Source organism: Peribacillus deserti (genome assembly GCF_016909175.1).
GTDB classification, from domain to species: Bacteria; Bacillota; Bacilli; order Bacillales; family DSM-1321; genus Paraperibacillus; species Paraperibacillus deserti.
The window spans coordinates 270,827-291,292 of record NZ_JAFBFI010000002.1 but is presented as its reverse complement, the minus strand read 5'-3'; the positions used below and the strand labels follow the sequence as shown (position 1 = coordinate 291,292).

Genomic DNA, 20,466 nt, shown 5'->3' with positions numbered 1-20,466 from the left:
GATGCGGTGAACTTAGAAAAATATCATCTTTATGGCTTGATATCCAAAATAAAGGCCAAAACCAATTAATGATATTCCAGAAAGAACGCTGATTATGGTCAGGATTCCCGACCTAAGATACCTCCGGAAACTGCTCGCGATGGCAGCCATCGTGATATCCCAGATTAATACTCCTATAAAAATGGCCGAACTATATAGAATCAGCTGGTCGCGATCATAGGAAGCAGCTGTTTTTGCCAGTATGGAACCGTATATCCCTATCCAGAAAAGAATTGTGATCGGGTTCGATAAAGACATAAAAAATCCGGAGAAAAAGGATTTAACCGAGGACTCGGCGTTCCTGGAATTTTGAATAGAGATTTTCCCGGCTGCAATAATACTTTCAATACCAGTATAAATAAGGACAAAACATCCAAATGACCATAGCAATGTTTTTATAAAAGGAATCTCTATAAATTGTACTAACCCGAAATAGACCAGAAGCATATAAATCATATCGGCGATTGTTGCACCCAGGCCCACAAGCCAGGCATTCCAGAACCCGCTTTTAATGCCTTTGTCAATTTGTGCCGCGTTAATAGGCCCTATTGGTGCCGCTAATGACAGCCCAAGAAAAATATAGCTGAAGAATATACTCACTTGCAAAACCCCCAGTTCAGTTTTCGGACAAACCCGCTGTTACATATGTATTCAGCAAGATATGCTTGTACGACTGGAGGCAAAAAAAAACATTAAAAATTTAAACTCTTACCTCTCTTTTTATATGTATTGAGATACAGCGTCTATTTGATCTTTCCTACTAAAAGATAATATGTTCTCTCCAAGTAAACGGATGTATAGTACTATTTTAATAAGCATGCAGCTGCGGATAAGAATGGTTTTGTCTTAGGGACGATTGTTACACCTGGAAATGTTCATGATAGTGTCATGTTTGAACCACTACTCGAAAAAGTCATAGAGAACTCTGGGAAACCTTCAGCTGTTGCTGCTGACGCTGGATATAAAACACCTGCTATCGCTCAATACTTACTTGAAAATGAGATTCGTCCTGCTTTACCTTATACTCGTCCGCGTACTAAGGATGGTTATTTAAAAAAGCATGACTTTGTTTATGATGAACATTATGATTGCTACCTTTGTCCGCAAGGACAAGTTTTAAAATATAGCACCACAACGAGGAAGGCTATCGTCAATACTTCTCTAATCCACTACAGTGTAACGATTGCTCCCTCCTTTCTCAATGTACCCAAAGTCAAAAACATCAGAAGCTGATTCAACGACATGTTTGGGAAGAGTTTCTTGAAGAAGCTGAACATCTTCGTCACACAGAAGAGAATAAAATAATCTATGCACGACGAAAAGAAACAATTGAACGTGTATTTGCTGATGCAAAAGAAAAGCATGGTATGCGATGGACAACTTTAAGAGGCCTTAAAAAATTGTCCATGCAGGCGATGCTTACTTTTGCTGCCATGAATTTAAAGAAACTGGCCAGCTGGACATGGGTAAGTCCAAAAATGGCATAATAAATTACCTCGGAGAGGTCTGTTCAAAGATAAAAATGCAAAAAAAGACAAAAGTCATTCGGAATAGGCCTATTCCGAATGACTTTTGTCGACAATCTGAGAGTCTCGTATAATATACGAGACTCTTTTATGTTTGAAAAAGTTTTTCCTAAAAACACTCTCAAAAAAAGGCTTATTAAATAGTAAGAGTGCCGTCTCTATTCTATCAATTTTTCATAGAATGCTTAATGTAGGAGGTGATAGTTATGAGTTGTTCAAGAGGCGGAAACAGCAGATTAAGACCTTCATGTATCAGATTCTGTGAGGCTGTATGTGAAAGAGCAGAGAATCCAGAGCAATGTGAACGGGATTGTTTAAGATGTACGAGACGTCGTCGTAGAAGACATAGTTTTGGAAGCTAACAACTGAAATAACACTCCTGTAAGACACTAGGAAGGACACTAAACAATCAAATGTTTAGTGTCCTTTTTTACTTTGAAACAAATAGCACAGATCTTTTTATCTGCTTTTATATCATTTAGTATTGAACTCGATATATTGTTTATTAAAAATTTTTTATTGCTGCTGATTGCAGCGAAGGGCACTCGCTTAATAAAGCCTCTTTTCATAGGATTCTTTTAGCGAGGAAGAAACTTCTCTTTCATCCATATCTACTAGATTTGCATGCTCGGCAAGAATTTTGGCCCCAGAAGGAATTTGCTCATCATCAAGCCAGTTCTCATGTTTCCAGAGCTGTGACCTAAGAATCGCTTTTGCACAATGAATAAAACATTGCTCTACTTTTACCATAATACCCATTAAAGGTGTCTTGCCATTAACGGCCTGAGGGGCTAACAGTTCTTGGTCCTTAATGATAAAGGCCTTCCCATTAATTCGCAATGTCTCTCCCATACCGGGTATTAAAAAGATCAAACCCACATGAGGATTGGACAAGATATTTAATAGAGTATCAAGTCTTCGGTTCCCGGGCCTTTCGGGTATAAGCAGGGTATGGTCATCCAGTACACTAACAAACCCTGGAGCATCCCCCCGGGGAGAAGCGTCACAAAGTCCCTCGTTATTAGATGAACTCAGTACAAGAAATGGAGATTTGGATATAAACTCCCTGCAATGTAAATCCAGGAAACGAATTTCCTTATTCTCGGCCAGCTTACCGGGAAATCCCACTATTTCCCTTAGTTCAGACTCACTCGATATCTTCTTCATACATTTCAGCTCCAAAATGAAAAAATTTAACTATTAATTTAAAAATAGACCATTTTCTTGTGGTATGATACTAAAAGTTCGATGAAGTTGAAACTTTATGCAACTTGTTTCGTATAAGATGGTAAGAAAAATTTTAATCAAGCGAGAGGGGATTTTCATGCAACAAGTTATATCAGTTGGAAAAAGATCGCTTTTTCAAAAAGTCATTCAAGTTTTTATTGTGACTCTATTACTTGCAACTGCAGGCTTATATGCGGGACAATTTGTGCCAGGGGCATTAATGCTGCCGCTGATGGTTGCTGAGGTAATTATGCTGATTTCGGCTTTCTGGCTTAGAAAAAGGAAAGCGGTTGGTTATACATTTGTTTATGCATTCGCAGTGATTTCAGGAATTACCACATATCCAATTGTGAGCCACTATATTTCCCAATCTGGCGCCCAAATTGTATTATATGCGTTTGGAATGACTCTTGGTATCTTCACTGTATTCGGGCTGATCGGATCCAGAACGAAAAAAGATCTCGGATTCCTCAGTACTTTCCTGATGGTTGCAGTACTGGCCTTAATTTTCATCGGGATTTTCAGTATATTCAGCCCGTTAAATGACGGCGGACTGCTTGCCTTCTCTGGTATCGGAGCACTTGTGTTCTCACTTTTTATCCTTTACGATTTTAATCAAATGAAGCACAGAGGCATATCGGAAGAAATGGTACCGCTCCTGGCTTTATCGCTTTATCTAGATTTCCTTAACTTATTCATTAACCTGCTTCGATTCCTTGGAATCCTAAGTAAAGACTAGTCTTCAAAAAAGATGCAGCGCTGCTCTTACAGCGCTGCATCTTTTTATTACTGAAAAATTCGAGCAGCATTTTTCGGGTTTACTACTCGAAAGGAACTGGACTCAGTATTCCGGTAATGAAAGCTGATGTACGAGACAGATTTCTCTTATTTACAAAATATTATGACACCATTGCTTCATTGTATTATATTAAAATTATCCGTTTCTTTAGATTTCAAAGGGGAGCTCGAATGGGAAATTATGAATTTAAATCTCTCACATGCTTAGATGAAAAGAGCCTATCTGATCTGTTAATAGAAAGCCGGTCTGAAGGTTTCGTCGACAGACTTTTAACAGATTATCAACAGGGGATAACACATTCAACAAATGTGGTGAAGTCCTGTTTGGCGTATATCAAAACGATCAGATAATTGCAATTGGCGGTATCAACCAGGATCCTCACTCATTGGAAGAAGGTGTTGCGAGGCTTAGAAGGTTTTATGGAAAAAAGACTATCGAAGAGCCGGAATTGGAAAATCGCTATTAAACACTGACACACAAGAAGCGGATCGTTTTTATCAGGCAATGGGCTTTCACGCTGATAGCCATTTCCTCACTCCACACATTTTTAAAAGGTTAATAAAAACGTTAGCGAGAATACCTAATTCAGGAGGTTAGATCATGGATTCAGCTTCATTGAAATATGCAAAGCAAATGGACAGCAAGGATGTTTTACATAAATATAGAGAAGAATTTTATTTACTTCCTCAGATTTATATGGATGGAAATTCACTAGGACTGCTTTCAAAGCGGGCGGAAAAGACTCTGCTAGATTCCCTTCAGGACTGGAAAGAGCTTGGAATTGAAGGATGGACTAAAGGGAGGCAGCCCTGGTATTATTTTTCTGAAAAACTTGGGAGTCTTCTTGCTCCGCTTGTCGGGGCGTCTGCAGAAGAGGTTATGGTAACTGGCTCCACAACTGTTAATCTTCATCAGCTGGCAGCTACCTTTTATCAGCCTTCCGGAAAGAAGACTAAAATCCTCGCAGATGAGCTTACGTTCCCATCTGATCTTTATGCACTGCAAAGCCAGCTGTCGTTAAAAGGCTTTAATCCAGAAACCCACTTAGTGTGTGTAAAAAGCCGGGACGGCAGGTTTCTCAATGAAGAAGATATTATCGAAGCCATGACAGACGACATCGCATTGATTGTCCTGCCAACGATTTTATACAGAAGCGGACAGATTTTGGATATGAAGCGTCTGACCGAGGAGGCGCACCGGAGGGGTATTCTTATCGGATTTGATGGCTGCCATTCTGTAGGGGCGATTCCACACAGCTTTAGTGATTGGGATGTCGATTTTGCTTATTGGTGCAATTACAAACATTTAAACGGCGGCCCCGGAAGTGTCGGCGGTTTATTCGTTAATAAAAAACATTTCGGGAAAAAGGCAGGATTAGCAGGTTGGTTTGGATCGCGCAAAGATAAACAATTCGATATGGAACATACGTTAACTCAAGCACCTGATGCAGGAGCTTACCAGATTGGCACGCCGCATGTGCTGAGCATTGCTCCGATCCTCGGGTCTCTAGAAATGTTTAATGAAGCAGGAATAGAAGCAATTAGACAAAAATCGCTTCAGTTAACGCAATATTTAATGGAACTCATAGACATTGAACTATCAGACTATCATTTCTATATTGGAAGCCCGCGTGAAGATGCCCAGCGCGGCGGCCATATAAGTTTAGAGCATAAAGAGGCCGCTAGAATCTGCAAATCTCTTAAAGAGTTTGGAATTGTTCCTGACTTTCGTGCACCAAATATAATAAGGCTTGCACCTGTTGCTCTGTATTCAACATTCGAGGAGGTCTGGAAAGTTGTCCAGATTCTCAAAGATATTATGAAAGAAAAGCACTATGAAAAATTCCCAAACGAGCGTGAAGTAGTAGCTTAAGTCCTCAACACCACACCGGTTTGTTCATGACCGGTATTTTTTTATAACAAGTTTTTTAAATTTTCAGATTAAAATTTGTCAATCCTCTCGACAGGTATTATAATATTCACAAACATACCGACTGGTTAGTATGCAAAAGGGGGATTTAATTTGGATTTTTCTTATTCACCGAAAGTGAAAGCATTACAGCATAAACTAATTGAATTCATGGAAGAACATGTGTATCCAAATGAACAGAAGTATGAAAAACAACTGGGAACTGGGGAAACAAGATGGACCACAGTTCCCCCCATTATGGAAGATTTAAAGAGTAAAGCAAAAGAACAGGGATTATGGAATTTATTTTTGCCTGAAAGTGAATATGGTGCGGGCCTTAAGAATATAGAATACGCGCCTTTATGTGAAATTATGGGACGCTCTCTCATAGGGCCTGAGGTATTTAACTGCAATGCGCCAGATACAGGAAATATGGAAGTTTTGGTGCGGTATGGAACACTAGAACAAAAGGAAAAATGGCTTAAGCCTTTGTTAGATGGTGAAATCCGTTCCTGCTTCTCTATGACAGAGCCTGATACAGCTTCTTCTGACGCCACTAATATCAGCGCCCGCATTGAAAGAGAAGGCGATTATTACTTAATCAACGGCCGAAAATGGTGGTCTTCAGGGGCAGGAGATCCACGCTGCAAAATAGCAATAGTTATGGGGAAATCGAATCCTCAGGCTGGCCGTCATGAACAGCAGTCTATGATTCTAGTGCCTTTAGATTCTCCTGGGGTGAAAATTGAAAGAATGCTTTCCGTTTTTGGCTATGACCATGCACCGCATGGACATGCGGAGATTACCTTCGAAAATGTAAAGGTTCCGGCAGAAAACATGATCTGGGCAGAAGGAAAAGGCTTCGCGATTGCTCAGGGGCGTTTAGGTCCTGGAAGAATTCATCACTGTATGAGATTAATTGGTGCAGCAGAGCGTGCGCTCGAGGAATTATGTAAGCGTATACAAAACCGTACAGCGTTCGGAAAGGCGCTGGCAGGCCAGGGAGTTATTCAGGAATGGATTGCTGAATCCCGTATTGAAATAGAACAGGCAAGACTGCTCACTCTTAAGGCTGCTTATATGATGGATACTGTCGGGAATAAAGAAGCCAAAACTGAAATAGCCATGATAAAAGTAGTAGCGCCATCAATGGCTCTCCGCGTAATCGACAGGGCGATTCAAGGCTTTGGCGGAGCAGGAGTTTCGGGGGACTTTACCATGGCAGCGCAATGGGCAAATGCGAGAACCTTGAGGCTTGCTGATGGGCCGGACGAGGTTCATAAGGTACAGGTAGCCAAGCTGGAACTGCGTAAATACAGGGAAAAACAACCTGAAAAAATATACTGAAAGAAGGGCTGTATGTGAATGTTAAGGAATTGTTCGATTTAAAGGGAAAGACCGCTATCGTAACCGGCGGAGGAAGAGGATTGGGCGCACAAATCGCAGAGGGCCTCTCAGAAGCAGGGGCGAATGTGGTTCTTTGTTCAAGAAAGATTGAGGCCTGTGAAGAAACTGCAAAGCGACTTGAAGAAAATGGAGCAAAAACACTGGCACTTCAATGTGATATTACAAACCCCGAGGATGTGCAGAAGGTAATTGAGGAAACAACAAGTACGTTTGGACGGATAGATATTCTTGTCAATAACAGCGGGGCCACATGGGGAGCCCCTGCTGCCGAAATGCCCCTTGAAGCCTGGAAAAAAGTAATCGATGTAAATGTAACCGGAACTTTTTTAATGAGCCAGGCTGCCGGAAATGTGATGATCAAACAACAGTCCGGCAAAATCATCAACATTGCATCAGTGGCCGGACTTGGCGGTGTAGATCCCAGGGTCATGGATACGATAGGCTACAACACTAGTAAAGGTGCTGTTATTACCTTCACAAAAGACCTTGCGGTGAAGTGGGGAAAACACAACATCCATGTAAACGCGATTGCTCCAGGATTTTTCCCTACTAAAATGTCCAGGGCTATCATTGAGCAGGGAAAGAATCCGATTCTTGAAACAACGCCTCTGGGCAGATTCGGGAGTGAGGATGATTTGAAAGGAGCTGCACTGTTCCTTGCCTCAAAGGCCTCTGACTTTGTAACTGGAAATGTATTGGTTGTGGATGGAGGCACACACGCCATGTAGTTATCTTTATTTAAGGGGTGGAATCATGAGGTTAAAGGGGAAAGTGGCCATTATAACGGGCGGCGGCGGCGGGATAGGCCGGGCAGCGGCAGTAAGATTTGCTCAGGAAGGCGCAAGGATCGCTATTTCTGACATTCAAAGTGATTCGGGCGAAGAAACCGTTAGAATGATACAGGAACTTGGTGGAGAAGCTTTTTTTACAAAGACTGATGTAACATCGCCGGAAGAGATTCACTATCTTATTGACAGAACAGCCGGAACTTACGGCGGATTACATATTCTTTTTAATAATGCAGGCATCGGACATTCTGAAGTTAAAGGCACGGATCTCGAAGAAGAGGAATGGGATCGGGTGATTGATATTAATTTAAAAGGTGTATGGCTGGGAATTAAACATGCTGTACCCCGTCTAATTGAATCTGGAGGCGGTTCTATCATCAATACCTCCAGCCTTCTTGGTCTCAAAGGACAGAAATATCTTTCCGCCTATAATGCTTCTAAAGGAGGTGTTATCCTTCTCACTCAGAATGCCGCCCTGGAGTTTGGAAAGTTTAATATCCGGGTGAATGCAATTGCCCCTGGAGTGATTGATACACAAATTATTGACCATTGGAAAAATAACGAAAAGAAGTGGCCGATTATTTCCCGCGCTAATGCCCTGGGAAGGATTGGAACTCCGGAAGAGGTGGCCCAAGCTGTGTTATTTTTAGCATCTGATGAAGCCTCTTTTATTACAGGAGCCACTTTATCCGTTGATGGCGGTGGGCTGACCTTTTAATAGAGATTATTTTTAATTATAGTAAAAAAATTTGGAGGTAATTAAAATGAACGAGAAGAAACCTTGGCTGGCTCATTACCCTGGTACCATCTCCCATGAAATCGACATACCCAGCAAATCCCTGCCTCAAATGCTTCTAGAAACTGCCAGTAAATATCCATCCCATCATGCCATTTCTTTTTATGGAAGAAAAATGACGTATCAGGAACTTCAACATGCAGTGGCTGCATTCGCTTCAGCCCTTCAGAACAGCGGAGTTCAAAAAGGTGATAGAGTGGCCATTATGCTGCCCAATTGCCCTCAATATGTAATTGCTTACTATGGAGTCCTTACAGCCGGCGCTATCGTAACTCAAATCAATCCTATGAGTGTTGAACGTGAACTGCTGCACTTAGTTAAAGATTCAGGTGCCGAAACCATCATCGTATTAAATGCTTTCTATCCAAGAGTTAAGGCCGTTCAAAAGGAAACACACCTAAAGAAAGTAGTAGTAGTCAGCCTTCAGCCTTCCGAGATGGATCTGCAGACAGACAGCACATTTGAGGCTTTCTTATCTGAAGGAAATGGCCAGTTTAGTCCAGTGCAGATCGAGCCTGAGCACGATGTTGCTGTACTCCAATATACCGGCGGTACCACAGGCCGGTCTAAAGGGGCTATGCTTACACATCGCAACATAGTGGCTAATGTCCTTCAATCCCACGAATTTTTTAAATTTGACCTTGGTTTTGGAAAAGAAAAGTGTTTAACGGTCATTCCTTTATTTCATGTGTTCGGCATGACTTCCTGTATGAACCTTTCCATTTATACAGGAGCGGAAATGATTCTTCTGCCCCGTTTTGATTTAGAAGAAGTGTTAAACACGATTAAAGCAGAGCAGCCGACCCTTTTCCCGGGTGTGCCTACTATGTATGTGGCTTTAACTAATCATCCACGGGCTGAGGAATATGGCATTGACAGTATCGAAGTCTGCAATAGCGGAAGCGCACCGATGCCGGTGGAGCTGCTGAGGGAATTTGAACGGAAAACTGGTTCTAAAATCCTTGAGGGCTACGGTCTTTCGGAAACATCACCCACAACCCACTGCAATCCTAATTTCGCTGAGCGGAAGCCAGGCACAGTCGGAATTGGACTGCCAAACACACTTTACAAAATAGTTGATCTAGGCACCGGAACCCAGGAAATGCCTGAAGGAGAGCTTGGTGAAGTCATTATCAAAGGGCCTCAGGTTATGAAGGGCTACTGGAATATGCCTGAAGAAACCGCTCATGCACTAAGGGACGGCTGGCTGTATACAGGTGATATCGGGAGTGTGGACAGCAGCGGGTATCTCTCTATTGTGGACCGGAAAAAAGATATGATTATAGCGAGTGGCTATAATATTTATCCTCGGGACATTGAAGAGGTCCTATACGAACATCCAAGTGTCCAGGAAGCGGTGGTTATTGGGGTACCAGACAAATATAGAGGTGAAACCGTAAAGGCTATATTGGTCCTGAAAGCAGGCAAATCAGCAGATGAAGCTGAAATCAAGGAGTTTTGCCGCAGCAATCTTGCTGCCTATAAGATACCAGGAATTATAGAATTCCGTAACGAACTGCCTAAAACCAGTGTTGGAAAAATATTAAGAAGAGCATTAAGGGAAGAAACCCAAATTAAATAAGTCTCCCTTTAAATTTAGGAGTAAAATCATGTGGTATAATTCTAGCTGATAAACACAAACGAATGCGGGGAACTTTATATGAAAGAAAAATTAACGGCTGCAGCAATCAGGCTGTTTGATAAAAAGGGCTTTAGTGAAACATCTATCCAAGACATCGTGGAATCACTTGGAGTCACAAAAGGCACGTTTTATTACTACTTCTCGAGTAAAGAGGAGCTCCTAAAAAGTATCCATCTTGGCTATATCGATGAGCTGGTGGCCCGGCAGATTTCCATTATCAACAATGACGAGCAAAACAGCAAAAATAAACTTTTTGAAATTGTATATATGTTAATTCACGATATAAAGGAACATGGTGCCAGTGCAAAGGTTTTTTTCAGAGAAATCCGTCATCTGAATGAAGAGAATTATCAGCTTATCACAAAAAAACGTGATCAGTTTCGTTTTAATATCGAATATTTGTTAAAAGAAGGTATCGAAAAAGGCGATTTCCGCAGAGACTTGAATGTTCCAATCATCGCATTTGGAATTCTGGGTGTAACAAATTGGAGCTACCAGTGGTATAACCCTGAAGGTGCTGCAACAGACCGTGAAGTTGCAGAAGCTTTTACGGAAATGATCTTAAAAGGAATTGAATTCAAATAGTAAGGAACGGGAGCAGGAGGCTAGGATTACACTTCTCCCGATTCTTCTATGCATAACATACTGACTGGTTAGTATAAAATGGAGGAGTAAAGATGGAGAATCAAGAAATTCGAACAATTTCTGTTATAGGAGCAGGACAAATGGGACACCAGATTGCCATGCTCTGTGCTCTGGGAGGCTATGAAACAACTCTTCAGGATGTACAAGCAGGTGCTCTTGAACAAGCTCAAACAAACCTGCAATCTCTCATGAACAAATGGGTATTAAAGGGGAAAATTTCTGAAGACCTTTTAGATTATGCCTTTAGCCGGCTATACTTTACCACCAGCCTTGAAGAAGCGGCTGGGAAGGCTGATTTAATCATTGAGGCCGTCGTGGAAAAATTAGAGATTAAGAGAGAGGTATTTTCAAAGCTTGAAGAGTATGCCTCTCCTCATACGATTTTTGCCACAAACAGTTCAACCATTGTTAATAGTTTGCTTGCCCCGGTCACGAACCGTCCTGAAAGGATTGTGAATATGCACTTTTTCTTCCCTCCGCTTGTTATGGATTGCGTGGAAGTTGTCAAAAGCGCGAATACATCCAAGCATACTGCCGAGGCCGTTATGGAGGTTTGCAAAAGAATGAACCGTACAGCCGTTTTATTAAACAAAGAAATATCCGGATTTGTCGCGAATCGGATTCTAGGTGCTCTGCAGCGGGAGGCTCTGCATTTATACGAACAAGGAATAGCGGATTATAAGGATATAGATATCATCTGCCGGAAAGCACTTAACCATCCGATCGGCCCATTTGAGCTTATGGATTTGTCTGGAATTGACGTCGGTTATTTTGTAATGGAGCAAAGATATAAAGAAACCGGCGACCCTGAGGATAAACCTTATGCCTGTATTGAAGAAAAAGTTAAAAAAGGCGAACTGGGCCAAAAAACAGGCAAAGGCTGGTATACCTATGAAAAACATGGAGTCAAATAAGAGGAAATTTTACGGCACTTGCAGCAGCTTATTAAGAGGCCGTTAACGGACTTTTGAGCACCTCTATTTATAATGAAGCATTAGCTGAAGAAGCATCAAGTACAAAAGAAAAAAATATACAATCAGTTTTTAAAAAACCGGTATTTCATCCATGTTTAAAGGAGGAATCATTATGCAGGAAACTGAAGTTACGGTGAGGTTCTGTGAAACAGATGCTCTGGGGCATATCAACAATACAAGTTATTTTATATACCTGGAGGAAGCCCGGATTAAGTTTTTTGAATCACTCGGCTATAGCATGAGACTGAAGGATTGGAACTTTATTCTGGCATCTGCCAAGTGCGACTTTATGAATCAGGGATATTTCAATCAAATTCTATCAATAAAAACCTATGTTTCAAAAATCGGCACGAAAAGTTTCCAAATAGAACATGAAATTACCTGCTCCCAAACTAGAGAATTAATAGCAAAAGGGACAGCAGTTGTTGTATTTTTCGACTTCGAAAAACAGCAGAGCGAAGTGCTTCCCGACTTATTAAAGGAAGCCTTAAAAAACAATTTAATTCATTCATAAACCAGAATTAATGAACAGGAGGGAAATTATGCCCAAGCAGGCCGACCGGCAGACCATACCTGTAAGACGAAGTGAAGAACTAAATATAGCGCTATTGGAACAATTTTTGCGTGAAAGGTTTGCGGACCTCCCATCCGGAAAATTAGAAATTCAGCAATTTGCAGCTGGCCATTCAAACTTAACATATGAGTTGAAAATAGGTGAATGGGAAGCGGTTTTAAGAAAACCCCCTCTAGGGCCCCTTGCTCCCAAAGCACATGATATGAGCCGGGAATATCAAATTCTTTCTGAGGTTCATCCATTATTTCCAGCGGCTCCTAAGCCTCTCTTGTATTGGGAAGATAAAGAAATAACAGGAAGCCCTTTTCTTGTGATGGAACGCAAACACGGGATAGTGATTGATTCTTCTTTTCCCGAAGGAATATCAGCAACACCCGAGCTATGCAGCCGGATTTCACATGAAATGGTAAATAAGCTGGCTGAGCTGCATTCGATTCCCTATAAAGGTACACGCTTAGAAGAAATCAGCAGGCCGGACGGTTTCATGGAAAGGCAGGTTCATGGCTGGATCGGCCGTTACGAGAGAGCGAAGACCTCCGATATTAAAGGAGCAGATAAGCTGACTCAATGGCTGATTAAGAAAGTTCCTTCCGTTCATGAAGCTGCCCTTATTCATTATGATTTCAAATTAAACAACTCTATGTTCGACCATAATCTGGAGAAAATGGCCGGTTTGTTTGACTGGGAAATGTCTACAATAGGAGACCCGCTGGCGGATCTTGGGGCAGCCATGAGTTATTGGACTGAAAAAGATGACCCGGAGCTGCTGAAGACCGGATTAGGAAAACCGCCTGTAACGGTGCAAGCTGGTTTTTTGTCGAGAAAAGAGTTCATGGAGGCATACGCAAGAAAAAGCGGAAGAGATATCACGAATATGAACTTTTATGTAACTTTTGCTTACTTCAAATTAGCGGTCATTGCCCAGCAGATTTTTTACCGCTATAAAAATGGGCAGACAAATGATGAAAGATTCGCCCGCTTCGACAGCTTTGTAAAAAGTCTCATTACACATGGAGCAAACATTGCCAATGATGATAGACAGTTGTAAGAAAAGAGGGGCAGAAACATGAAAATCCACCTGCTGGCCACGAAGGAAGAAATCCATGAAGCAAAAATAGCAGCAGGAAAGAAAGTTGCCGTAGTTTTCGATGTTTTATTAGCCACTACCACAATCACATCGGCTCTCGAGGATGGCGCGATAGAAGTTATCACAGCCGAAACTCCGGAAGCTGCCCTGCTGATGTCATCAGCATATAGAAAAGACTTTGTTATTGCCGGTGAATTGTGTGCAAAACCGATTGATGGTTTCTTATATCCCAGTCCGGTCATTTTGAAAGAGGCAGTGAAAGGCAGAGCTCTATTTTTATCTACAACAAATGGAACTGTGGCACTCAAGAAAGCTTCTTCAGCAAGAAGGGTATACCTTTCCTGCCTTCTGAATAACCCATCTGTTGCAGGGGCAGTACGTAATGATTATACAAACGATTCAGTTATCCTTGTCATCTGTTCTGGGAACTCTGGCAGCTTGAGTTTAGAAGATTTCTATGGGGCAGGCCATTTTATTGATTGTTTAACAGGAAGCAGCGCTAAGGATCATGAATTAACAGATGCAGCAAAGGCGGCCTTATTTTTCTATAGAGGAAATGTTGGACGTTCCATGGAAATTCTTTCAGAAGCGAAGGTCGGACAAATGCTTCTGAAATACGGAATGCTGGATGAATTGGAGTTAGCAGCTTCAATCGGGACATCACTAGTTGTGCCCCTGTTTTCAGGCGGAAAAGTTACCAAGCAGGAAACAGCCGAAACCATACTACAAGGAGGCTTGCATGTTGGAACTGACAAAAACCATTTATAAAGGTGCTAGTTTCCTAGTATCTAAAACAGATGCTTCTTACTTATTTACCCCTGAGGATTTCACTGACGAACACAAAATGATAGGCAGAACGGCTCGGCAGTTCATTGAAAAGGAAGTGGCTCCTTATTCTGAAGAGATTGAAAATCAAAATTTCGATTTAGTGGTCAAAAAGCTCAGGAAGGCAGGTTCGCTTGGTCTGCTGGCACACAGCATACCCGAAGCATATGGCGGGCTTGGCCTGGATAAAATCAGCAAGGGCATTGTAGGAGAAATGATCGGCCCTTCAGGCGGTTATGGAGCGGCGCATTCAAATCACACCTGTATTGCAACCCTCCCCATCACCTATTTTGGAACGGAAGAGCAAAAGAAAAAATATCTGCCTAAAATGGCATCAGGAGAATATATTGGAGCCTATTGCCTGACTGAGCCGAATGCAGGATCAGATGCTCTTTCTTCTCAGACCACAGCGCGTCTGAATGAAGAAGGAACTCATTATATTTTAAATGGCACCAAACTATATATCACGAACGCTGCCTTTTCAGACACTTTTATTATATATGCCAAAGTAGATGGCGATCATTTCACCGCATTTATTGCGGAAAAGGGATTTCCGGGCCTGACACTTGGACCTGAAGAAAATAAAATGGGAATCAAAGGTTCTTCAACTCGTTCCGTTATTTTAGAGGACTGTCTTATTCCAGCGGAAAACCTGCTTGGTGAAATCGGAAAAGGACATGCTATTGCTTTAAATGTCTTAAATTTAGGGCGCTTCAATTTAGGCTCAGCCTGTATGGGGGCAGCAAAATATGGATTTAAAAAGGCCGTTCAATATACAGGGGAACGAAAGCAATTTGGAAAAACAATCGCTGAATTCCCGGCCACTAAAGAAAAAGTGGCCAAAATGGCGGCGCGGATTTTTGCCGCAGAATCGATTCAGTACCGCACTGCGGGTTTATTAGAAGAAGCTCTAGGTGACTTATACGAAACCAACGACCGGAATACAGTTTCAAAAAGACTCAGTGAATTTGCAGCAGAGTGTGCCATCTGTAAAGTGTTCGGTTCAGAAACTCTCGATTATGTGGCCGATGAAGCTTTACAGCTTTTTGGCGGGGCAGGATTTATTAAGGATTACGGCATTGAACAAGTTTACCGGGACTCCAGGATTAACCGAATTTTTGAAGGTACAAATGAAATAAACCGCCTTCTTATTCCAACACATCTTTTTAGAAAAACTCTTAAAGGCGATTTGAACCTAAAAACCAAAGTTCACGAAGCGATGCTTCAGCTCCAAAATCCTGAATCTTCTCCCTATACTGGTCCGTTATCCAGCGAGCGTGAAAGGATCGATCTGATTCGCAACTTATTCCTGGTATGCTCAGGGCTTGCTTATGATTCATTTGGTGCTAATCTCGCAGATGAGCAGGAAACATTAATGAGGCTGGCTGATTTAGCGATCGGCTTGTTCGCTGCAGAGTCAGCTGTTTACCGGACTATTAAGGCGGTAGAAAAAAACGGAAAAGAAAACGAAGCTGTAAAGATCGGGCTGGCTGAAGCCTTCTTGGAAGAGGTAATGTGGGATGCAGAGCGCCTGTCTAGAACGCTTGTATCTCAATTAACTGCAGATGATCATTCCAGACAGCTGCAAAAGCTTATTATCAGGGAGTGTACCCGGCTTCAAGCTTCGGATAATAATTTTCTTCGCAATAGGAGCATCGCAGATTATCAAAATGAGCATGGGGAATTTTCGTCTTAAAGGAGGAACGAATTAATGAGGTTTACCCATACAACAGCGGTTATTACAGGGGCAGGCAGCGGAATTGGAAAAGCGGCCGCAATAAGGCTGGCAAAAGAAGGCGCTGAAGTGATCCTTGTTGGCAGAACCCTTTCAAAGCTTGAAGCTAGTGCTGATGAAATTAACTCCCTTCTAAATCGGAAGGCTGCGTCCGTTTTCCAGGCAGATGTTACAAATGAAAAATCCGTTCAAGAGCTAGCCCTGTTTGTAGATAGCAATTTCGGCGATTTACATATTCTTATAAATAATGCAGGAGGATCAGCACAGTCAAGAATATTAGATACTCCCGAAACGGAATGGAATGAGGTACAAAATGTAAATTTAAAAAGTGTTTTCCTCGTCTCAAAAGAGCTTGGAAAAATAATGGCGGCAGGGGTTAAGCATGAGGTTTTAGAAAGGAAGAATCGATCTATTGTAAATGTTGCCTCTTTATCAGGCCATCAGGCAGGAGCACATATTCCCCATTACAGCTCTGCAAAAGCTGGCGTGATTAATTTTACCAAGTCACTTGCTTTAGAAATGGCGGCTTTCGGGATTAGAGTCAACTCGGTTTCACCCGGATTTGTTGAAACCCCTTTAACAGAAGATGGACTTCAAAATGAAAAATTCGCTGCAGCCATCGCCAGGAATACTGCTCTCGGCCGCGTTGGCAAAGCTGATGAAATAGCCAATATCATTGCTTTTGCAGCTTCACCCGAAGCATCTTATATGACCGGAACAGATATTCTGGCCGATGGCGGATGGCTGATCAAATAAGGTTTTACAGATAATCAGTGAGCACCTATACCTGTTTATTTTATGATCCTCATTAAATTAAAAATAATTAAAAGGAAGCGATCGATATGAATAATGAGCACTTACTGGTACAGGTGTCAGAAAGAATCATGACTATTCAATTGAACAGGCCCGAAAGCCTGAACTCGTTCAGTCCGGAAATGATATCAAACTTAACTCTTACACTTAAGGAAGCCTCTCAAAATCCTGAAGTTAGAGTGATCATTCTTTCAGGAGCCGGCCGTTCGTTCAGTGCAGGCGGAGATGTAAAAACCATGGGCCAGGCAGGCCCAACTGAGGTTTACGAGCATATTGGCGGACTGAATCAATGTATTCTGGCGATCAAAGGAACGGAAAAACCTATTATTGCGGCTGTCCACGGTTTTGCAGCCGGCGCTGGTTTTAACCTTGCTCTTGCCTGTGACCTCATCCTTGCGGCCGAAGATAGCAAGTTTGCACTAAGCTTCTCTCAAGTGGGGCTGATTTCCGATGGCGGAGGCTCGTATTTTTTACCGAGGCTGATCGGCCCGCATCTTGCCAAGCAATTTTTCTTCAGCGGAGAACCCGTATCTGCCCAGCGGATGTATGAGCTTGGAGTAGTGAATGCGCTTGTTCCTGCTGAAACGCTAGAAGAAGAAGCATTAAAATACGCTTCCAGGCTTGCAAACGGTCCGGGAAGAGCGTATGCCATGATGAAAAAGCTGATCGATCATTCTATGACAGCGAGCCTAGAAGACATACTCGAACAAGAGAGAATCACGCAGACTCTTATGATCTCAACCGATGACCATCAGGAAGGAATTGCTGCTTTTAAAGAAAAAAGAAAACCGGTATTTACCGGTAATTAATGATGGAGGCAAAAGATGAAAGCGATTCAGTTATCCGCATATGGCGGCCCAGAGGTTTTACAAAAAGTTGAGCTAGAAAAGCCGGTGCCAAAAGGACGTGAAGTTTTAATTCAGGTTCATGCTGTTGGAGTCAACTACGCCGACACCGCAAGAAGAGAAGGCCAGTATGTAGTGCCTACTCCGCTTCCATTTGTTCCAGGGGCGGAAGTTGCAGGTATTGTAGCTGAAGTGGGAGAGAAAGTGACTGGCGTTAAACCAGGCACAAGAGTTGTAAGCTTAATAGAATCAGGAGGATACGCAGAGTACGCGCTAGCTGATGAGAGGTCGATCGTTCCAATTGGGGAAGGGCTGGATTTTAATCTGGCAGCTGCACTCCCATTACAGGGATTAAGTGCCTATCATATTTTGAAAACAATGGGCCGGCTTGAGGCTGGGGAAAGCGTATTAATACATGCAGCAGCAGGAGGTGTGGGAACGATAGCCGTTCAGCTTGCAAAGCTCTTTGGGGCGGGCAAAGTAATCGCCACAGCCAGCAGTGAAGACAAACTGGAGCTTGCCAGGGAAATGGGTGCTGATGTTCTAGTAAACTATACAAAAGAGGGCTGGGAACAAGAAGTATTAGATGCTACCGGCGGGAAAGGCGTCGATGTTGCTCTTGAAATGGCTGGCGGCGACGTTTTTTACAAGACTCTAAAATGTCTGGCTGCTTTTGGCCGGCTCGTCATATATGGAGTGGCCAGCGGTGAACAAAGCAGAATGTATCCTTCATCCTTGATGGCTAGAAATCAGTCGATTATTGGATTTTTCCTTCCCCAGATTATGAGAAAACCAGATTTATTGATCCCAAGTATGCAAGAGCTGTTTACCTATCTATCCCAGGGAAAACTTACATTAACAATTGGTGAAGTGTTCCCTCTTGAAGAAGCGCCAAAGGTACACTCACTTATGCAGTCAAGAAAAACAAAAGGAAAGCTTATACTAGTTCCTTAAATGAGAAGTAAGAATATCAAATACACAGCGAGCGTGTAGAAATGAGCAAGATTTCTAAAAGGAATCTTGCTTTTTCATTTATGAATGTTTGCATTATACATATCCGCCGTTATGTAAATTATTTGCGACAAAGTGTGCTTTGGGGTTCTATCCACCGCGAGATGAAAATCGCGGGAACGCATTTAATGAATTGTTGTGCCCTTATATTATGACTTATGCTGTACTGTATTTAATTGACTGAATTATAACATAAATCACGCTCATTCATCAAATCAGCGGTTGACGGATTCTATCCATATCCACCAAAATAGAAAGCGTATTCATTTATTTACATATAGGGGGGAAGTTAGTGGAGGAAAATCAAAACAATTCAAAAAAGGACACTGTATGGGAAAAGGGAATTCAGACTGATTTCCAGAAGGATTTATCGTATGGTGATTATCTTCAATTAGACAACATATTAAATAGCCAGATACGGCTTTCAGGTCATCACGATGAAATGCTGTTTATTATCATCCATCAAGTAAGCGAGCTTTGGATGAAGCTTGAATTGCACGAAATACAGAGTGCAAAAGAAAGTATCCAAAGAGATGATCTAGAGTCTGCTTTTAAAATGCTTGCCAGAGTCTCCAGAATTCAGCAGCAGCTAATTCAGTCCTGGAGCGTTTTATCCACACTCACACCTGCTGAGTATTTAGAGTTCCGCGATAAGCTCGGAAGTTCATCAGGTTTTCAGTCCTATCAAAATAGATTAATAGAGTTTAATCTTGGCTATAAAAATGAAAGGACATTACTTGTGTACAAGCATGAACCCGTGCTGTTCGCCGAACTGAACCAATCTCTTCACGAGCCAAGCCTATACGATGTTTCCATCCAAGCCTTATCCTCACATGGTTTAAAAATTGATTCCCAGTGCTTGCAAAGAGACTGGTCCCAGCCATATCAGGCAAACGACAGCGTTGAAGCGGCATGGATGGAAGTATATCGAAATGTGGACCGTTATTGGGATTTATATGAGCTAGCAGAAAAACTGGTGGATATAAGCAGCCAGCAGCAGATCTGGCGCTTTAACCATATGACCACAGTTGAAAGAATCATTGGCCATAAAACGGGAACGGGCGGTTCTTCAGGAGTTACATATTTGAAAAGAGTCCTGGATCATCAGTTCTTTCCGGAGCTGTGGAGCTTGAGGACCAAGCTTTAATAAATGAGAGGGAGGAAGTACATGAATAAATGGATAGATATTTCCCAGCCGCTAAGCAAAGGAATGGCCGTATGGCCAGGTGATACTCCTTTTTCATATGAAGTATCCTGGCCCTATGAGGAGAGCGGATCTGTTAATGTCGGGAAGCTGGAAATGAGCACCCATACAGGAACTCATATAGATGCTCCTTTTCATTTTGATAACGAGGGCATTAAGGTAATAGATTTGGATATTAACTTATACATCGGGGAAGCAGAAGTGATTTATCTTCCTGGGGTTTCTAAGATAGGCATCGAAGAATTGACCCCAAAATCAATAAAAGGTGTAACCAGGCTTATAATCCGTACAGACCATTGGAAGGACAAACGTGTTTTCCCTGAAAGTATCCCATATGTGGAACCAGAGGCAGCTGTATTACTTGCAGAGAATGGTGTCCGATTGCTTGGCCTTGATCTGCCATCCGTAGACCAGTTAGACAGCAAAGAGCTTCCAGCACACCATATGCTGTCGAAGAATAGCATTCATATTTTGGAAGGACTTGTTTTAGACGAAATTGAGGAAGGCAGGTATGAATTAGCGGCACTCCCGTTGCCGATTACTGAGGGAGATGGCAGTCCAGTCAGGGCAGTTCTTAGGAAAAAATAGATTTCTTAACCCCTGTTTATCAGGGGTTTTTAT

At 42.2% G+C, this 20,466-nt stretch carries 20 protein-coding genes and 1 pseudogene; 19 read left to right on the top strand and 2 right to left on the bottom strand.

What is annotated here, in order from left to right; all coding sequences use genetic code 11:
- Nucleotides 1–12: 12 nt before the first annotated feature.
- Nucleotides 13–639, bottom strand: coding sequence for a LysE family transporter (locus JOC77_RS03580; RefSeq protein WP_204538691.1), 627 nt, complete (start codon nucleotides 637–639; stop codon nucleotides 13–15).
- 213 nt (nucleotides 640–852) lie between these two features.
- Between JOC77_RS03580 and JOC77_RS03575 the strand changes: the two are divergent.
- Nucleotides 853–1,526 (top strand): annotated as a pseudogene (locus JOC77_RS03575) (transposase); the annotation flags it as partial.
- 588 nt (nucleotides 1,527–2,114) lie between these two features.
- On the opposite strand, the gene JOC77_RS03570 reads toward JOC77_RS03575, so the two are convergent.
- Complete coding sequence (locus JOC77_RS03570) at nucleotides 2,115–2,732, bottom strand: pyridoxamine 5'-phosphate oxidase family protein (RefSeq protein ID WP_204538688.1); 618 nt, start codon at nucleotides 2,730–2,732, stop codon at nucleotides 2,115–2,117.
- A gap of 157 nt (nucleotides 2,733–2,889) precedes the next feature.
- Between JOC77_RS03570 and JOC77_RS03565 the strand changes: the two genes are divergently transcribed.
- The 18 genes from JOC77_RS03565 to kynB all read left to right on the top strand — a co-directional run bounded on the left by JOC77_RS03565 (nucleotide 2,890) and on the right by kynB (nucleotide 20,433).
- On the top strand, nucleotides 2,890–3,531 hold the full coding sequence (locus JOC77_RS03565) for a Bax inhibitor-1/YccA family protein (RefSeq protein ID WP_204538685.1): 642 nt from the start codon (nucleotides 2,890–2,892) through the stop codon (nucleotides 3,529–3,531).
- A 230-nt stretch (nucleotides 3,532–3,761) separates the two neighbouring features.
- On the top strand, nucleotides 3,762–3,941 hold the full coding sequence (locus JOC77_RS03560) for a hypothetical protein (protein WP_204538682.1): 180 nt from the start codon (nucleotides 3,762–3,764) through the stop codon (nucleotides 3,939–3,941).
- Nucleotides 3,942–4,191: 250 nt separating this feature from the next.
- Nucleotides 4,192–5,463 (top strand): kynureninase, encoded by a 1,272-nt coding sequence (gene kynU, locus JOC77_RS03555; protein ID WP_204538679.1) that lies wholly within the window; start codon nucleotides 4,192–4,194, stop codon nucleotides 5,461–5,463.
- Nucleotides 5,464–5,613: 150 nt separating this feature from the next.
- Nucleotides 5,614–6,846, top strand: coding sequence for an acyl-CoA dehydrogenase family protein (locus JOC77_RS03550; RefSeq protein WP_204538675.1), 1,233 nt, complete (start codon nucleotides 5,614–5,616; stop codon nucleotides 6,844–6,846).
- 14 nt (nucleotides 6,847–6,860) lie between these two features.
- The gene (locus JOC77_RS03545) at nucleotides 6,861–7,634 is read left to right on the top strand and encodes a glucose 1-dehydrogenase (RefSeq protein WP_204538673.1); all 774 of its coding nucleotides are present in this window, start codon (nucleotides 6,861–6,863) and stop codon (nucleotides 7,632–7,634) included.
- Between the two features lie 25 nt (nucleotides 7,635–7,659).
- Nucleotides 7,660–8,412 carry an SDR family NAD(P)-dependent oxidoreductase gene (locus tag JOC77_RS03540; protein WP_204538669.1) on the top strand — a complete coding sequence of 251 codons (753 nt, stop codon included), beginning with the start codon at nucleotides 7,660–7,662 and terminating at the stop codon, nucleotides 8,410–8,412.
- 46 nt (nucleotides 8,413–8,458) lie between these two features.
- Complete coding sequence (locus tag JOC77_RS03535; protein WP_204538666.1) at nucleotides 8,459–10,072, top strand: long-chain-fatty-acid--CoA ligase; 1,614 nt, start codon at nucleotides 8,459–8,461, stop codon at nucleotides 10,070–10,072.
- Nucleotides 10,073–10,150: 78 nt separating this feature from the next.
- A complete protein-coding gene (locus JOC77_RS03530; protein ID WP_204538663.1) occupies nucleotides 10,151–10,717 on the top strand; it encodes a TetR/AcrR family transcriptional regulator in 567 nt (188 codons plus the stop codon).
- A 92-nt stretch (nucleotides 10,718–10,809) separates the two neighbouring features.
- On the top strand, nucleotides 10,810–11,691 hold the full coding sequence (locus JOC77_RS03525) for a 3-hydroxyacyl-CoA dehydrogenase family protein (protein WP_204538660.1): 882 nt from the start codon (nucleotides 10,810–10,812) through the stop codon (nucleotides 11,689–11,691).
- 172 nt (nucleotides 11,692–11,863) lie between these two features.
- Nucleotides 11,864–12,265: an acyl-CoA thioesterase gene (locus JOC77_RS03520; RefSeq protein ID WP_204538657.1), complete on the top strand. Its 402-nt coding sequence runs from the start codon at nucleotides 11,864–11,866 to the stop codon at nucleotides 12,263–12,265.
- Nucleotides 12,266–12,293: 28 nt separating this feature from the next.
- On the top strand, nucleotides 12,294–13,373 hold the full coding sequence (locus JOC77_RS03515) for a phosphotransferase family protein (RefSeq protein WP_204538654.1): 1,080 nt from the start codon (nucleotides 12,294–12,296) through the stop codon (nucleotides 13,371–13,373).
- Between the two features lie 18 nt (nucleotides 13,374–13,391).
- On the top strand, nucleotides 13,392–14,180 hold the full coding sequence (locus JOC77_RS03510) for a 2-phosphosulfolactate phosphatase (RefSeq protein WP_204538651.1): 789 nt from the start codon (nucleotides 13,392–13,394) through the stop codon (nucleotides 14,178–14,180).
- The gene (locus tag JOC77_RS03505) at nucleotides 14,155–15,933 is read left to right on the top strand and encodes an acyl-CoA dehydrogenase family protein (RefSeq protein WP_452435373.1); all 1,779 of its coding nucleotides are present in this window, start codon (nucleotides 14,155–14,157) and stop codon (nucleotides 15,931–15,933) included. Before JOC77_RS03510 ends, JOC77_RS03505 begins: the two co-directional genes overlap by 26 nt.
- A 15-nt stretch (nucleotides 15,934–15,948) precedes the next feature.
- The gene (locus tag JOC77_RS03500; RefSeq protein ID WP_204538645.1) at nucleotides 15,949–16,728 is read left to right on the top strand and encodes an SDR family NAD(P)-dependent oxidoreductase; all 780 of its coding nucleotides are present in this window, start codon (nucleotides 15,949–15,951) and stop codon (nucleotides 16,726–16,728) included.
- Between the two features lie 86 nt (nucleotides 16,729–16,814).
- On the top strand, nucleotides 16,815–17,594 hold the full coding sequence (locus JOC77_RS03495; protein ID WP_204538642.1) for an enoyl-CoA hydratase/isomerase family protein: 780 nt from the start codon (nucleotides 16,815–16,817) through the stop codon (nucleotides 17,592–17,594).
- Between the two features lie 15 nt (nucleotides 17,595–17,609).
- Entirely contained in the window at nucleotides 17,610–18,584 is a 975-nt protein-coding gene (locus JOC77_RS03490; RefSeq protein ID WP_204538639.1) for a quinone oxidoreductase family protein, read from the top strand.
- Between the two features lie 349 nt (nucleotides 18,585–18,933).
- Nucleotides 18,934–19,788 carry a tryptophan 2,3-dioxygenase gene (gene kynA / locus JOC77_RS03485; protein ID WP_204538636.1) on the top strand — a complete coding sequence of 285 codons (855 nt, stop codon included), beginning with the start codon at nucleotides 18,934–18,936 and terminating at the stop codon, nucleotides 19,786–19,788.
- 21 nt (nucleotides 19,789–19,809) lie between these two features.
- Nucleotides 19,810–20,433 (top strand): arylformamidase, encoded by a 624-nt coding sequence (kynB, locus tag JOC77_RS03480; protein WP_204538633.1) that lies wholly within the window; start codon nucleotides 19,810–19,812, stop codon nucleotides 20,431–20,433.
- Nucleotides 20,434–20,466 lie beyond the last annotated feature (33 nt).

Coding starts and splice junctions, on each gene's coding strand:
- kynB (WP_204538633.1), top strand. CDS start 19,810: ATGAATAAATGGATAGATATTTCCCAGCCGCTAAGCAAAGGAATGGCC.
- kynU (WP_204538679.1), top strand. CDS start 4,192: ATGGATTCAGCTTCATTGAAATATGCAAAGCAAATGGACAGCAAGGAT.
- JOC77_RS03515 (WP_204538654.1), top strand. CDS start 12,294: ATGCCCAAGCAGGCCGACCGGCAGACCATACCTGTAAGACGAAGTGAA.
- JOC77_RS03525 (WP_204538660.1), top strand. CDS start 10,810: ATGGAGAATCAAGAAATTCGAACAATTTCTGTTATAGGAGCAGGACAA.
- JOC77_RS03540 (WP_204538669.1), top strand. CDS start 7,660: ATGAGGTTAAAGGGGAAAGTGGCCATTATAACGGGCGGCGGCGGCGGG.
- JOC77_RS03490 (WP_204538639.1), top strand. CDS start 17,610: ATGAAAGCGATTCAGTTATCCGCATATGGCGGCCCAGAGGTTTTACAA.
- JOC77_RS03510 (WP_204538651.1), top strand. CDS start 13,392: ATGAAAATCCACCTGCTGGCCACGAAGGAAGAAATCCATGAAGCAAAA.
- JOC77_RS03500 (WP_204538645.1), top strand. CDS start 15,949: ATGAGGTTTACCCATACAACAGCGGTTATTACAGGGGCAGGCAGCGGA.
- JOC77_RS03565 (WP_204538685.1), top strand. CDS start 2,890: ATGCAACAAGTTATATCAGTTGGAAAAAGATCGCTTTTTCAAAAAGTC.
- JOC77_RS03520 (WP_204538657.1), top strand. CDS start 11,864: ATGCAGGAAACTGAAGTTACGGTGAGGTTCTGTGAAACAGATGCTCTG.
- JOC77_RS03535 (WP_204538666.1), top strand. CDS start 8,459: ATGAACGAGAAGAAACCTTGGCTGGCTCATTACCCTGGTACCATCTCC.
- JOC77_RS03570 (WP_204538688.1), bottom strand. CDS start 2,732: ATGAAGAAGATATCGAGTGAGTCTGAACTAAGGGAAATAGTGGGATTT.
- JOC77_RS03495 (WP_204538642.1), top strand. CDS start 16,815: ATGAATAATGAGCACTTACTGGTACAGGTGTCAGAAAGAATCATGACT.
- JOC77_RS03560 (WP_204538682.1), top strand. CDS start 3,762: ATGGGAAATTATGAATTTAAATCTCTCACATGCTTAGATGAAAAGAGC.
- JOC77_RS03530 (WP_204538663.1), top strand. CDS start 10,151: ATGAAAGAAAAATTAACGGCTGCAGCAATCAGGCTGTTTGATAAAAAG.